The organism is Actinosynnema sp. NPDC002837 (genome assembly GCF_040295345.1).
In the GTDB taxonomy this organism is placed as follows: domain Bacteria; phylum Actinomycetota; class Actinomycetes; order Mycobacteriales; family Pseudonocardiaceae; genus Actinosynnema.
Window position 1 is genome coordinate 49116 of sequence record NZ_JBEOVG010000029.1, and the last position, 14269, is coordinate 63384.

Below are 14269 nucleotides of genomic sequence, written 5' to 3' on the forward strand. Positions count from 1 at the left end.
GCAGCGCGACACGCCAACGACTGACCAACGTCCGGCCAACTCCCGGTGACGACCCGCGGCGTTTGGCATGCTCGGGGCGTGACGAACCACAGCGAGGAAGCTCTGCGGGCACTGGCGGGCGGCGACGTCGACGGCGCGAGGGAGGCGCTGCGCGGTGGGGGCACACCGCTGGCGGCGGCGTTGGCCGAGCACCTGGCGGCGGCGCGGACCGGCTCGGTGTACGACCAGCCCGCGGCGTTCGAGGCGTTCATCGACGGTGGCGGCAACGTGGGCCTGTACCGGGCGGTCACCGAGGCGTTGGCGCGGGTGTACGCGCGGACGCGGCCGTCGAGCCTGCTGGACGTCGGCTGCGGTGACGGGCGGGCGCTGCGGCCCGTCCTGGCCTCGGAGCACGCGCCGGCCTCGGTGACGCTGGTCGAGCCGTCCGCGGCGCTGCTCGACGAGGCGGTGCGGGCGCTGGCCGGGTACGACGTCGACGCCCGGCGCACGAGGGTGGAGCCGTTCGCGGCGGCGTTGCCGGCGGACGCGGTGTTCGACGTGGCGCAGTCGACGTTCGCCCTGCACACGCTGCCGCACGAGGTGCGCGACGGCGTGCTGGCCGACCTGGTCGGGCACGTCGGGGTGCTCGCCGTGGTCGAGTTCGACGTGCCGGACCTGCCGCCCGCGAGCCCGGAGCACCTCAGGTTCCTGGCCGAGGCCTACGAACGCGGGCTGGCCGAGTACGAGGAGGACCGAGACCTGGTGGCGCAGGGGTTCCTGATGCCGGTGCTGACCGGCCAGCTGGTGCCGGGCGCGACCCGGGCCACCTGGGAGCAGCCCGCGGCGCGGTGGGCGGAGCAGGTCGAGCGGGCCGGGTTCACCGAGGTCCGGGTCACCCGGCTGCACGACTACTGGTGGTCCCCCGCGTTCCTGCTCACGGCCGCGGGGTCGCCCGCTTCCGGGTCTCCCACAGCAGCGACGCCGCCACGATGAGCACCAGCACGGCCGCCGAGCCGTGCACGGCCAGCGCGTAGGCCACCGTGCCGCCGTTGGTGAACACGGCGACGCAGTCGCCGATCGGGATGACCGCGTCGGCCAGCACCACCCAGCCGAGGGCGCGGCGGTGCCGGAACAGCAGCAGGATCAGCGCGGTGAGCGCGTAGGCGATGTCGCGGACGCCCTTGACCACGAAGTACCCCGGTTCCCGCGGCCAGGGGTCGATGCCGAACCCCGCCGCCGCGCTCTGCGGGTCGAGCAGGAAGCCGAGGCCGAAGTAGAGGCCGGCGAGGACGACGAGCGCGGCGAGGACCGTGTTGATCCGGTGGTGTGACATGTCCCGACTCCTGGTGCTAGCAGTGCTAGGTACGAGAGCGACACTAGCTCGCCGTGCGCTCGAATGTCTAGCGCTGCTAGCATCCGGGGTGTGTCCATCCAGGAGCGCCGTGAGCGCGAACGCGCCGAGCGCGGGCGGCTGATCGTCGACGCGGCCAGGGAGCTGGCCGAGGCCGAGGGGTGGGACGCGGTCACCACCCGTCGGCTGGCCGAGCGCGTCGAGTACAGCCAACCGGTGCTCTACAGCCACTTCAAGGGCAAGGACGCGATCGTGCGCGCGGTGGCCGTGCAGGGTTTCGCCGACATGACCGAGCGCCTGCGCGCCGCCCGCACGGCCCACCGCTCGCCCGCGCGGGCGCTACGCGCCCTGGCGATGGCCTACCTGGACTTCGCCGCCGAGCGGCCCGCGCTGTACGAGGCGATGTTCGTGCGCGAGGTCGACCTGTCGTTCGGCACCGCCGAGTCGCCGCCCGAGCTGCGGGCCGCGTTCGGCGAGTTCGTGGCCGCCGTCGGGCCCCTGGCCGGTGACGACGACGTGGAGACCAGGACCGAGGTGTTCTGGAGCGCGCTGCACGGCCAGGCCACCCTCGACCACGGTCGCCGCCTGCGCCCCGGCCACCGCCGGGCCCGCCTGGACCTGCTGCTGGGCCGCTTCTCCTAGTGCACGGTCTTCCGCGCCGCGTACCACTCGTCACCGACGGGCTCGCCCGCGAGGTTCCAGCTCCAGGACACGGTCGGCGTGATGCGCAGGTAGGTGCCGGGCCCGACCATGCCGACCCGGTCGAACGGCTGGGCCGCGTCGCCGTACACGCGGATGCCGCGAGCCACGAACGGTTCGAGTGACACCAGGTCGTCGACCACCAGCGCCACCTTGTGGTTCCCGGCGGCGACGTTGCGGAACTTCCGGGTGTCGCGCACGGTCGCGCCGCCGCCGACCCACAGGACCTCGCCGTCGAACTCGACGGCCACCGGCACCACGTCGGGCTGCCCGCCCGCGCCGAGGGTCGCCAACCGACCGAGCGGCTGCGACCGCAGGTACGCGATCTCCTCATCGGTGAAGGCCATACCGCAAGCTACCGACCTGCTGCGGGCACCGCACGCCGTCGCAGCCCCGGTGTTGCCCGGCCGGATGTCACAGGTGCCGGTGCTGTCTCGTCTCGGGTTGCGACAAGGATTCGACGCGGGACAGGAGCAGGTCATGGGCGAGCACGGGGTCGCGCTGGTCACCGGGGCGAACAAGGGGATCGGGCGCGGGGTCGCGGGGCGGCTCGCGGCGCTGGGCTTCACGGTCCTGGTCGGCGCGCGGGACCGGCGGCGCGGCGAGGAGGCCGCCGAGGCGTTGCGCGCGGCGGGTGGCGACGCGCACGCGGTCACGTTGGACGTCACCGACCAGGCCACCGTCGATGAGGTCGCGAGGCAGGTCGAGGAGCGCTTCGGCCGCCTCGACGTGCTGGTCAACAACGCGGGCATCACCGGTTCCGGGCAGGTCTCGCCCGCGGACGCGCACGACCAGGTGCCGAGCACCGTCGACCTGGACATGGTCCGGGCGGTGTTCGAGACCAACGTCTTCGGGGTGATCGCGGTGACCAACGCCGTGCTGCCGCTGCTGCGGCGCTCACCCGCGCCGCGCGTGGTGAACGTCAGCAGCCACGCCGCGTCCCTGACCCTCACCAGCGACCCCGCCGGCCCGTTCGCCGCGCTGCTGCCGTCGGCGGCGTACTCGCCGTCCAAGTCCGCGTTGAACGCGCTGACCGTGCAGTACGCCAACGAGCTGCGAAAGGACGGCGTGCTCGTCAACGCGGTCGCGCCCGGCTACGTCGACACCGACAGCAACAACCACACCGGGTTCCTCACCGTCGAGCAGGGCGCCTCGGTCGTGGTGCAGCTGGCCACGCTCGGCGCGGACGGACCGACCGGTGGGTTCTTCGGCGCGGAAGGCCCGGTGTCCTGGTGACCCGTGACGAGGAGTTCGAGCAGCTGCGGCCGCTGCTGTTCTCGATCGCCTACCGGATCCTGGGCAGCGTCGCCGAGGCCGAGGACGCGGTCCAGGAGACCTGGTTGCGCCACGACGCCTCCCCGACCCGACCGGCGTCGACCAAGGCGTTCCTCGCCGCGGTGGTCACCCGGATCTCGATCGACGTGCTGCGCTCGGCCCGCGTCCGGCGCGAGCGGTACGTCGGGCCGTGGTTCCCCGAACCGCTGCTCACCGACCCGTACCAGGACCCGGAGCGGTCGGCGGAGCTGGCGGACTCGCTGTCCATGGCGGCGCTGCTCCTGCTGGAGCGGCTCTCCCCGATCGAACGGGCGGTGTTCGTGCTGCGGGAGGTGTTCGGGTTCGGCTTCCCCGAGGTCGCGGCGGCGGTGGGTCGGTCGGAGGCGGCGTGCCGCCAGCTCGCGGTGCGGGCGCGCCGGCACATGGACGCGGGCCGGCCCCGGTTCGAGGCCGACCGGCGGGAGCGCGAGGAACTCGCCGGGCGGTTCTTCGACGCCTTCCGGGAAGGGGACGTGGACGGCGTGCGCGAGCTGCTCGCCGCCGACGTGCACCTGGTCGGCGACGCCGGCGGCAAGGCGCCGCAGTGGGCCGGGCGGTTCGTCGGCGCGGAGAAGGTGGCCCGGGTGCTCGCCGCGCTCGTGCCGCCGTTCGTCCGGATCGGCGGTGTGGTCGAGCCGCGGCAGGTCAACGGCGAGCCGGGCGCGGTGTTCCGCGACCGGGACGGCAAGGTGGTCAACACCTGGGCGCTCGACATCCTCGACGGCCGGGTCCGGACGATCCGCACGGTGATCAACCCCGACAAGCTCGGGCACGTCGGCCCGGTGGCGGACGCGTGGGCGGTGCTCCGCGAGACGACGGCGGCCGGTGTCGGGTGTTCGCCGGACACCGGCGGAACCGCTGGTCCCCTAACGTGACGATCAGCTGTCGCACCGGCGCGCGGGCACCCGCCGCCAAGACGACGGACTCCCCGATCGACACCCACCCCGGAGGACGCGCGCCGTGACCACCCCATCGACACCCGGTCGTCGGCGAAGGCCGGGCAAGGGCTTCGTGGCGGTCCTCGCCACCGGTCTCCTGCTCGCCGCGTGCGGAGGTGGCGGCGGCAACGGGGGCACGCCTCCGGCTCCTCCGACCGCTCCCAGCGTCCGGTCGATGGAAGAGGTGAAGGCGGGCACCATCGAGGGCTGGGACGCCTGCGAGATGTTCGCCGACCACGTGCGCGAGCTCGCCGAGTTCCTCGACTACCAGAAGTTCGCCGACGACCTGCTCAGCACGAACGGCACGAACACGGCCGGGGTCAAGCTCTGCGAGGGGCGTGCCCTCTTCTACGACGACCCCAGGCACGCGAGCAGCGACGCCGAGGGGAGGATCTCCATCGGGTTCGGCAACGCCAACATGGAGGGCCACCTCTACCACGAAGAGAAGTACAAGACGCCGACCGGGCGCTACGACCTGAAGTTGCAGCTCATGCGCGACGTCTACGCGAAATCGGGCGGCAACGCGGCCGAGCGCACCGCGGACGGTCCGTGGGACAAGGCGACCGTCCTGCTGGGGGACACCGGCACCGGCACGACTCTCAGCGCCTTCATCGTGGACACCAAGCGCGACTTCATGCTCGAGCTGACCTTCAGCGGCCTGGACATGAAGTACCACGGGGACAAGCTGACGTGGGACTGGGACAAGGCCGCGAAGCACTTCCGCGAGGTCACGGCGGTGAACGCCTACCAGGCGATGGCCGATCGCTACGACAAGACGCACTGAGACCGGAAGGGCTCGCCTCAGGCACTAGGCGTGGCTGAGGGTGTCGTCCCACTCGATCCGGTGGTCGAACTGCCAGGTGAACTTCGCCGGGTCGACGAACTTGAACGCCAGCGGCATCAGGGCGTCCCGAAGCAGGCGGCCGACGGGACCGGCGGCCTTGTCGCGGTTGGTCCGCGCGGCCTGGGCGATGATCCGCTCCACCCGGCTGCGGCGCAGCGCCTCGTAGGCCCGGAACGCCTCGTCGTACGGGAGGTCGCGCAGGCAGCGGGCCAGTTGCACGGCGCTCTCGAACGCCAGCGAGGCGCCCTGGCCCGAGCTCGGCGACGTGGCGTGCGCGGCGTCGCCGACCAGGACCAGCCTGCCGCGGCTCCACTTCGGCACGCTCGGCACGTCCTCCAACGCGCCCGTCACGACCAGGTCGGCCGGGTCGGTGGCGGCGATCATCCGCGCGGCGGGCGTGCGGTCGGCGGCGAAGGCCTCGCCCAGCACGGCCAGCCACCGCCGCGGGCTCGTGGCCCTGGCCTCGGCCGTGGTCAGCGGTGTCCGGCGGGGCAGGTTGGCGAACCAGCCGCCGGAGCCGTCGTCGTCGACCTGGTAGCCGAAGAACGCGCGCTTGCCCGACACGAGCCGCATCGCGCCGCCGGAGGACGGCTCACCGGTCCGCGCCAACCGCGCGCCGAAGCCGAGCAGACCGGTGTGCCGCGGGCCCGGCGCGCCCGGGTCGATGACCCGCCGCACGGTCGACCGGATGCCGTCCGCGCCGACCAGCAGGTCGGCGTCCACCTCGGAGCCGTCGGCGAAGCGCGCCGTGACGTGCGTGCCGCGGTCGACGGCGTCGACGAGGTCCCGGCCGTGCTCGATGGCGATCCCGCGCCGGACCGTCTCGTCGCGCAGCACGCGGTAGAGGTCGTAGCGCCACACCAGCAGCTGCGGCGGCTCGCTGCCGAACCGGCCGAGCGTCTTGCCCGTCCAGCTCTGCAACTCCATCGCGGTGATCGGCGTGCCGATCTCGCGCACCGCGTCGGCCAGGCCCACCACCTCCAGGGCCTGCAAGCCGTTGGGCGCGATGCTGAGCGCGCCGCCCGAGCCGTCGGCCGTCCGGTCGTACCGCTCGTGGACGGTCGCCTCGATCCCGGCCTTGCGCAGGGCCAGCGCGGCCACGGGCCCGCCGATGCCGCCGCCGATGACGGTCGCTCTCATCGTTCCTCCTCGTGGAAGCCCGCCCACAGCGGGCGCCAGTCGTCGATGCGCTCCAGGAAGTGCCGGACGAACGCCACCTCGGCGTTCAGCAGCGCGATGCGGTACTCCTCCTCGACCAGGAAGAGCGGGTGCGCGTCGGCGCCGGCCAGGATCGCCTCGGCCTCGTCCAGCTGCCGGCGCAGCCCGTCCAGCCGGTCGCGCAGGAGGACGACGACCTCGTCCGGGTGCAGGGCCGCGATCATGGACAGGGCCGCGACGAACCGCGGGTGCTCGTGCACCGGTTCGGCGACGAGCTCGCGCATCCAGTCCTTCAGCTCGGCGCGGCCGGCGTCGGTCAACGCGTAGACCGTGCGCTCCGGCCGCTGCCCCTCGCGGGACGTCCCGTGCTCCACGATGAACCCGGCCTTCGCGAGCTGCCCGAACACCATGTAGAGCGAGCCGTGGGTGAACTTGATGCTGCGATCGTCACCGTGCGCCCGCATGAGCCGGCTCAGCTCGTAGGGGTGCAGGGGCTCGCGGACGAGATAGCCGAGCACCGCCAACCCGAGCAGGTTGCCGACCTTCCGCTTGGACTTCACCGCCACCTCCTAGTCAACTCTGACTATTCATGAGCAACTAGTCAGAGTCAACTATTCCTGCCGGCGTTCCATGCACACCAGGCCGGGCCGGTCGTCCCACGAGCCGACCCGGGTGAAGCCGAGGCGTTCGTAGAGGCCGATGGCGCCCTGCCGCCAGTGCCACACGGACAAGCGCACCGAGGCCGCACCGATGTCGGCGGCGTGTCCGAGCACCGCGCCGACCAGCGCCTTCGCCGCCCCCTTGCCCCGCCGGGCCGGGTCCACCCACAGCCGCTTGGCCTCCAGCGAGCCGCCGGTCGAAGGGGACGCCACCACGCAGCCCACCGCGTTCCCGCCGGTCTCGGCCACCCACACGGTGTCGGCGGCGAACGCGGCCCGCGGGTCGAGCACCTCGGCCCGGTAGCGCGGCGGCAGGTCCCCGACGGCGGACACCGCGACGCCCTTCTCGGCCTCGGTCCGCAGGTGGTAGGCGAGCAGGAGGGGCGCGAGCGCCTGGTCGCGCCACTGGGAAACGGTGGTCTCGGCTGTCATGGCCGCAGCTTCACACGGCGGACGCACCCGACCACAGCCGAACAACCCTACGTATGGGGCTGGTGACAACCGGCTACGCACTGGTTCGTTGGGTGGCGGGAGCCTCCCCTGTCACACGGCTCCCTTTCCCTGTACCCCAAGGAGACCACCATGCTCGTACGAAAGGCCGTCGGCGTCCTCGCCGGCGTGCTGGGCCTGCTGCTGCCGCTGGTCGCGGTGGCGGCGCCCGCCGCGTCGGCGGAGCCGCAGGCCCTGGTGCGCACCCTGTACTACGACGTGAGCCAGGCCCAGGAGTTCACCGCGGACTGGGATCTCGCCGCGACGAACTGGAACAACTCGGTGTCCAACGTCAGGCTGGCCCGCCGGACCTCCACCTCCGGCGTCAACATCCGCATCCTCGCGGACAACGGCTGGCCGCGGGCCTACGTGTCGTCGCTCGGCAACGGCACCGTCTACATGGGACGCCAGGCCGTCCAGCAGGGCTACTACCGGCCGCGGATCTCGACGCACGAGATCGGGCACATCCTCGGCCTGCCGGACCGGCGGACCGGCCTGTGCGCCGACCTGATGTCCGGCTCCAGCGCGCCGGTGTCGTGCCGCAACGACCTGCCGAACGCCGCCGAGCGCGCCGAGGTCGACCGCCGGTTCGCCGGCTCGTTCGCCCCGGCCGACGTGCGTGCGGCGGGTTACACGGGCAGCAGCACGGAGTGCTTCGTGTACTGACCCGCGCGCCTCGTGGGGGGGGTTGGGGCCACCCCCCCGGGCCCCCCGCACCCCGCCGCGCCCCCGCCCGGGCGGGGGGGGTGGGCGCGGGGGGGGCGGGGGTTTACCCGGCCTCCCCCAGGTTTTTCTTGGTGTACGCCCCCGCCCCCGTCGGGGGGGGGCTCCCCCCCCCCCCACGAGGCACCCGGAACCGCGACGCTCCCCCGCCCGTTCGGGTGGTGTGGACGCGGTGGAGACGGTGTTGGCGTGGAGCATCCCCGGCGGGACGTTGTCGGTGGTCGGGATCGCGGTCTACGAACTGCTGCGCCAACGCCGCCGCAAGCGCGCCGGCACACCGCTGGCCACGACGACCGTCAACGAGATCACGGCGATGTTCTACGGCTCCAAGCGGATGGAACTCGACCACCGCGACTCCGTGGCCGTGATGCGCGAGGAAGACGCCCAGGGCGCACCACCGCTCGCGGTCGACCTCGACCACGGCGTGGCGAGGGTGTCCCCGCACCACTCGATGGCACCGCTACCCGGATCCGATGCTGCCCGCCTGCACGACGTCGTCGGCACTCCCGGCGACGACGTTGACGGTGACCGGCATCGTGGAAGGGCGCAGGACGCGGCACAGGACGACGAGCACGACCGTCTGCCCTGAGAGCAGGACGCACACGGCGAACCACATGATTGCGGTGATCGACAGCTCGTTCGTCATGTCGTCCCCTTTCCACCCGTCCGGTGATCTCCGTTGCCGCTAGCGTGGGTCGACTGGAGGACGTCCCGACAGCGGAGGGACGTTTCCGGGACACGACCGGGGACACGCCGAGGGGTGACGAGTGGAGCCGTCTGCGCAGGAACGAACCTTCGCCGCCGAGGTCGAGCGACACCGCGCCGCCGCCCGCGTCACCCAGGACTGGGTCGCGCAGCGGGTGGGCCTGTCCCGCTCCAAGGTGTCCGAGGTGTGCGGAGGTCGCTACCTGCCGAGCCGCCAGGTCTTGGACGCACTGGTCACCGCGCTGGCCATGGACCGGGAACGGGCGGTGCGGCTGTGGCGGGCGGCGTGGGACGGGCGCGAGCAGCGGCGCAGGGCCGAGCGGTCGAGCCGCCGGGAGGCTCCCGACGACTGGTCGTCGTTACCCGCCCTCCCCGCTGAGGTGCGGTCGCTGCTGCGGGCGCAGGAGGCCGAGGCCCGCAAGCTGCCGTACCGGCTGCCCGGCGCGCGCACGCCGTCGTTGGACACGGTGTACGTCCGCCAGGAACTGGGGGCAGGGACCGAGGACGCGCACGACGAGCAGCACCGCACGGAACCGGAGTTGGACGAGCGCGGGCTGCTGCGCGAGCGGGCCGCGCCGAAGCCGCGGCTGACCGTCAGGCCGCCGGCGCGGACGGTGCAGCAGGCGTTGGACGACGATGAGCACGTCCTCGTCACCGGTGGTCCGGGACAGGGCAAGTCGACGCTGTCGCTCCGGCTCGCGGGTGAGATCGCCGCCCAGTGGTCCGGCAGCGACGACCCGCCGCCGTTGGCCGAACCGGTGGTGCCCCTGCGGCTCACCGCTCGCGAACTGGCCACCCGCCTGGACCTGCCGTTCCCCAAGGCGCTCGTGGACAGCATCGGGGCCGACTACGGCTCGCTGCTGTGGTCCGAGGTCAGCGCCGCACAGGTCTCCGAACGGGTAGCCGACTGCCGGTGGCTCTTGCTGATCGACGGCTTGGACGAGGTCGCCGACCCGGCCGACCAGAGCCGGCTGCTGCACGTGCTGGAGGCTTGCGCCGCACCGGGTTCGCCCTACCGCGTCGTGGTGACCACCAGGCCGATCGAGGGCTCGATCCTCGCACCGCTGCAGCGCGCGTCCGCCGCCCGGTACGAGCTGCAACCGTTCGACGAGGAGGCGCTGCGCCGCTTCGCGCACAACTGGTTCGACGACAGCCCCGGCGAGGCCGACCGCTTCGTCCGGCAGCTCCAAGCCGCGCACCTCGACGAACTGGTCCGCGTACCCCTGTTGGCGACCATCGCCGCGATCATCTTCGAGCAGTTCGGCGACCGCCCGCTGCCGGACAACCAGTACGAGCTCTACAAGGCTTACTTGGACTACCTGCTCACCGCCCACCCGACGGCTCCGGGTCCCTTCGACCACCTGCGCGACGACCTGCTGGAGCACCTGGGCCGCGTCCGCCTCCAGACCGACACCTCGCTGATGGCCGCCGCCCGCACCTGGGTCTCCGAACGCCTGCCGGTGCGGGTCGGGTGGACCGACGAGCTGACCACCTTCCTCACCAGGGTCGGCCCGCTCGTCCAGCGCGGCGACGACCTGCGCTTCCTGCACCACAGCTTCGCCGAGCACCTGGCGGCCACCGCCAGAGCCCGTGAGCTGCCTACCTCCTTCGCCGCCGACCACGACGACTTCAACGCCCTGCTGCACACCGCGTTGCAGGGTGACCAGGGCCGGCACTCGCGCGCCGTGCTGCTGCACTACACGCGTCTGCACCCGGACCAGGCCGATCACGTGGTGCGGTGGTTGCACGGGGGAGGCGGTGTGAACCACCACGTCCTGGCGGCGAAGCTCCTCGCCCAGCACCTCCCGGCCGGTCCCGCGGTCGTCGACGACTTCCTGGCCACGACGCGGGCGTGGGCCATGACCACGGAGTACCTGGGAGCGGAGGTGCTGCGCCACGCGAGCCGTGCCGCCCACCACCCCGCACTCGTGTCGTGGCTGCTCGACCTCGCGCGCGACGACCGTGCACCCTGGCAGTCCCGGATCGAGGCGGCCACCGCCCTGGCCACCCGCCTGCGCACCGCCCACACCCCGGAAGCGGTCACGCTGCTCTGCGCCGTCGCCGACGACACGACTGTCGCGGTGACCGATCGCCTCGCCGCCGCCGAGGCGTTGTCGCAGTGCGGGCCCTCCGAACGTGACGCGGCCGAACGCGGCCTACGCGCTGTGCTGGCCGACCCGTACGCCGTGATGTCCGACTGCCGCACCGCGGCCGTCGTCCTCGCGAGCCTCAGCCACGAGGGACGCGACGACGCCGCGAAGGCCCTGCTGGACTTCCTCGACGACCCGCTCATGCCGAACGGCGACCTGGTCGAGATCGCGACCGGCCTGGTGGAAATAGGCGTCGAGTTCCACGGCAGGTGCGCCGAGGTCTTCCTGGCGGTGTTGCGCGATCCGGTCGAGTCGATGATCGGGCGCAGGGACGCCGCCACCGCCCTCGCTTCTCTGGGAGCACATCACCTGGAACAGGCGGCGACCGCTCTCATCGAACGAGCAGAGCTCAAGCGGCTCCCCTGCTACCACCGTGTTGCCGCGGCAGAGGTGCTCGCCGAACTGGGGCCGAAGCACCGCGCCACCGCCGCGGATCGCCTGCGAGCCATGATGACCGAACTCCACAGGTCGCACTCGGAACGACGCAGCGTCCTGGTGGCGTTGATCGACCTCGGCGCGTGCGACCCTCACGACGCGGCGATCCGCCTGCGCGAAACGATCAACGATCACCAGGCCGACGAGAACGCGGTCTACTGGGCGGCTCGAACGCTCGCCGACTTCAGCCCGGACTACCACAGCGAGGCGGCACGACACCTGCTGCGCATCGCCGACGACCCCTTGATCACCGGGTTCGAAAGAGAAGGTGCCCTTGGTCGCCTGGCTGAGTTCGGCGAACCACACCGGACCAACGGCATCAACCGGTTACGCCGTGAACTCGTCGATCCGGAGGTCGAACCGGGGTTGCGGTGCTACGCAGCCGACGAGTTGAGCCGCCTCGGGCCGGAATTCCACGCTGAGGTGGTGGCGAACCTGCTTGACGTCCTCAGCGGCGACCTCCGCCACTACGACGCTTCCAGGGCTTGGCGGGTGCTCGCCTCACTCGACACCCGATACGCGGAGGCAGCCGACGAAGCGCAGCTCGATCTCCTGATCTCCAGGACGAACGAAGACGCCTACACGAGGTTCGCCTTCGCAAGTTTGGAGATAAACGCCGAGGACCACGATCGGGCTGCGGACCATCTGCTGCGCGTCTTCGCCGATACGAAACTTCCCTGGATCACCCGATACCAGGCGTGCTCCCAGCTCGTGGGACTCCATCGCAGATTCCACCCGGCCTTGTTGTCCACCGCCATCGAGCTGTGGAGAACCGACTTCGCGAGCATGACGAGATCGGTGATAAACAACTTCCCAAGGATGGCTCTGCAGGCGCGGGCTCGGCTGGCGGACCACATCCAGGGCGTGATCGGTGCGAGCGCCGATGCCGACGTGGTCATAGCGGGAGCCGAGGCGCTGATCGCACTTGGCCACCACGACGAGTCGACTGCGACATCGGTGCGTGAGGTCATGCTCGACCACCTGGTGCAACCGAACGAGCGAACCGAAGCCGCAACCATCCTGGCCGCGCTTGATCCCCGCCACATCGCGGAAGCGCTCGACCTGGTAGCCGACGTCACCCTGCACGCGTCGGCTCTGTCGTGGAAGTTGAAGTTGCTCCAGCTCGCGCGATTGGGCGCCGATGTCACTGCACTCGCCCTCGCGCGGTTGAACCGGGACACCGACCGTGATGCGAAGCAGCAAGCCGCGGAACTGGTGATCGATCTGCACGGTCGGCCCGATGAAGGGTCGATCCGGGAACTCCGGCGGCTGGCGGCCGATGTCCACCTCGCTGTCGCCGAGCGCAGCGATGCCATCATGACGTTGGCGCGGTTCGAACCGTCCGCGACGGATGCCATCGGCTTCTTCGAAGCGGTCCTGAACGACAAGGATGTCGTGGTCGAGGAGCGCTGTCGAGCCGCGCACGACCTGGTCCGGCTCGACCGGTCCCGGTGGCGCGAGTGCGTCGCGACGCTCAGGCGGTTGCTCGTCCACCCGCTGGTGACCTTGGCCGAGCAGCTCGAACTGGTCCAGGGACTCGACAGGCTCAAAGCGCTTCGACAGGGTGAAATCAACAAGCTCAACCTCGCCGTCGTGCACCACCCGAGTGCATCCACGCCCACCCGGCGCCAGGCACTCCACCGCGTCACCGAGCGGGCCAGGAATGCCGTCCTGCGGGAGATCGTGACCGACGCCATTACGCCCGTCGCGGTGCGCCTCCCGCGTTACGTCGACCCGCCGTTGGCCGAAGTGGTGACTGCGGTCGCGCGGGACGTGATGACCGCTGTCGAGTCGACATCCGCAGACCGTGTCACGGCGGCGGTTGCGCTCGTAGGATCCTCGCGCCAGTCCGTGCCTGAAGCAGTCGCCACGCTGACCGAATTGCTCTCGGACAGCAGGATCCGGTTCCGCGCCTGGCGTGCCCTGGCCGACTGCGGCACGCCGCACCGACGTGAAGCAGTAGCCCACCTCCTGGGGGTGGTCGAAAACGAGGTGGAGCGGCTGCACACCCGGTTCCGGGCCGTGGAGCTGATCACCGATCTCCTGCGGAACCCGCCTGCTGAAGTGCTGGACTTCCTGCGGCAGGTCGCTTCGGACGAGCGGGCCTCCTCGCGCCGACGGCTCGACGCGCTGTTCAGGCTCCGCCACGTGGACGGGTTGGACGAAGTCCGAGCCGTGCGCGACGACGAGCGCATGTCCCTTATCGTCCGACGGCTCGCCGCGAAGAAGTTGGTCGACTACCGGCCGGATGACCGTGCCAGGGGAGCCGAACTGCTTCGCGAGATAGCGTCCGATGTCGCGCAACAACCCGCGTTGCGGTGCGCGGCGGCGTCGGACCTGGTCAGGTTCGGTGGGCCCGGCCGCGCCCAAGCGGCCGAGATCGCGCATTCGATGGCCGTGGACACCACCTTGCCGACGGCCAGTCGGGTGCGAGCGGCCGTAGTGTTGCAGAAGGCGGCGCGGAGCAGGCGGGCGGAAGCGCTGAAGATCCTCGGTGAGCTGTGCGCGGCGGAGAACCCACTGCACAGGTTGCACGCGTTGAAGGCCATCGCTGCCATCGCACCACTCCAAGCCACGCACCCGTTGCGCGAGATGACGCGGGATCGCGACCTCCCGCCGCTGGTCCGGCTGCGCAGTGCCGAAGCACTCGTCGCCAACCACCGCGAGCACCGGGAATCAGCCGTCATCGCGGCACGTGAGGTGGCGTTCGACGACCGGATCCCTAAGCACGTCCGCGTGCACGCCGCGCGGAACCTCGCCCAGTGGAGCGAGGTGTTCCGCGACGACGCCCGTCGACTGCTGCGAAGCCTGTTGGAACAGTAAGA

Annotated in this window: 13 protein-coding genes; 8 read left to right on the forward strand and 5 right to left on the reverse strand. The window is 71.6% G+C overall.

Translation table 11 applies throughout. The annotated features are described in order from the left end of the window. The first annotated feature begins 78 nt into the window (after positions 1-78). A complete protein-coding gene (locus ABTZ99_RS21000; RefSeq protein ID WP_499613151.1) occupies positions 79-972 on the forward strand; it encodes a class I SAM-dependent methyltransferase in 894 nt (297 codons plus the stop codon). On the opposite strand, the gene ABTZ99_RS21005 is transcribed toward ABTZ99_RS21000, so the two are convergent. Beyond that, positions 914-1312, reverse strand: a complete 399-nt coding sequence (locus ABTZ99_RS21005) for a DUF4267 domain-containing protein (RefSeq protein WP_498773328.1) — start codon at positions 1310-1312, stop codon at positions 914-916. The genes ABTZ99_RS21000 and ABTZ99_RS21005 overlap by 59 nt on opposite strands. Before the next feature lie 90 nt (positions 1313-1402). Here ABTZ99_RS21005 and ABTZ99_RS21010 point away from each other — a divergent pair, with 90 nt between their 5' ends. Next, on the forward strand, positions 1403-1972 hold the full coding sequence (locus tag ABTZ99_RS21010; protein WP_499613154.1) for a TetR/AcrR family transcriptional regulator: 570 nt from the start codon (positions 1403-1405) through the stop codon (positions 1970-1972). Here the strand turns inward: ABTZ99_RS21010 and ABTZ99_RS21015 are convergent. Next, positions 1969-2376 carry a PPOX class F420-dependent oxidoreductase gene (locus ABTZ99_RS21015; protein WP_498773325.1) on the reverse strand — a complete coding sequence of 136 codons (408 nt, stop codon included), beginning with the start codon at positions 2374-2376 and terminating at the stop codon, positions 1969-1971. The genes ABTZ99_RS21010 and ABTZ99_RS21015 overlap by 4 nt on opposite strands. Before the next feature lie 133 nt (positions 2377-2509). Between ABTZ99_RS21015 and ABTZ99_RS21020 the strand changes: the two genes are divergently transcribed. The 3 genes from ABTZ99_RS21020 (at position 2510) to ABTZ99_RS21030 (ending at position 5065) form a co-directional block, all read left to right on the forward strand. Then, positions 2510-3265, forward strand: a complete 756-nt coding sequence (locus tag ABTZ99_RS21020; RefSeq protein WP_498773323.1) for an SDR family NAD(P)-dependent oxidoreductase — start codon at positions 2510-2512, stop codon at positions 3263-3265. Further along, positions 3262-4218, forward strand: a complete 957-nt coding sequence (locus ABTZ99_RS21025; RefSeq protein WP_499613158.1) for an RNA polymerase sigma-70 factor — start codon at positions 3262-3264, stop codon at positions 4216-4218. Before ABTZ99_RS21020 ends, ABTZ99_RS21025 begins: the two co-directional genes overlap by 4 nt. Before the next feature lie 238 nt (positions 4219-4456). Then, entirely contained in the window at positions 4457-5065 is a 609-nt protein-coding gene (locus ABTZ99_RS21030) for a hypothetical protein (RefSeq protein ID WP_499613161.1), read from the forward strand. Between the two features lie 24 nt (positions 5066-5089). Here ABTZ99_RS21030 and ABTZ99_RS21035 read toward each other — a convergent pair whose 3' ends face one another. From ABTZ99_RS21035 to ABTZ99_RS21045, 3 genes are read right to left on the reverse strand one after another with little or no spacing between them, the layout of a single operon-like run. Continuing rightward, positions 5090-6265 carry an FAD-dependent oxidoreductase gene (locus ABTZ99_RS21035; protein ID WP_499613164.1) on the reverse strand — a complete coding sequence of 392 codons (1176 nt, stop codon included), beginning with the start codon at positions 6263-6265 and terminating at the stop codon, positions 5090-5092. Further along, positions 6262-6843, reverse strand: a complete 582-nt coding sequence (locus tag ABTZ99_RS21040) for a PadR family transcriptional regulator (protein WP_498773316.1) — start codon at positions 6841-6843, stop codon at positions 6262-6264. The genes ABTZ99_RS21035 and ABTZ99_RS21040 overlap by 4 nt, the downstream gene beginning before the upstream one ends. Positions 6844-6894: 51 nt before the next feature. After that, positions 6895-7374, reverse strand: a complete 480-nt coding sequence (locus ABTZ99_RS21045) for a GNAT family N-acetyltransferase (protein ID WP_499613168.1) — start codon at positions 7372-7374, stop codon at positions 6895-6897. A 150-nt stretch (positions 7375-7524) separates the two neighbouring features. Here ABTZ99_RS21045 and ABTZ99_RS21050 point away from each other — a divergent pair, with 150 nt between their 5' ends. The 3 genes from ABTZ99_RS21050 (at position 7525) to ABTZ99_RS21060 (ending at position 14267) form a co-directional block, all read left to right on the forward strand. Beyond that, positions 7525-8097, forward strand: coding sequence for a snapalysin family zinc-dependent metalloprotease (locus tag ABTZ99_RS21050; RefSeq protein ID WP_498773312.1), 573 nt, complete (start codon positions 7525-7527; stop codon positions 8095-8097). Positions 8098-8326: 229 nt separating this feature from the next. Next, complete coding sequence (locus ABTZ99_RS21055) at positions 8327-8743, forward strand: DUF6191 domain-containing protein (RefSeq protein ID WP_499613171.1); 417 nt, start codon at positions 8327-8329, stop codon at positions 8741-8743. Positions 8744-8921: 178 nt separating this feature from the next. Then, positions 8922-14267, forward strand: a complete 5346-nt coding sequence (locus ABTZ99_RS21060) for an NACHT domain-containing protein (RefSeq protein ID WP_499613174.1) — start codon at positions 8922-8924, stop codon at positions 14265-14267. Positions 14268-14269 lie beyond the last annotated feature (2 nt).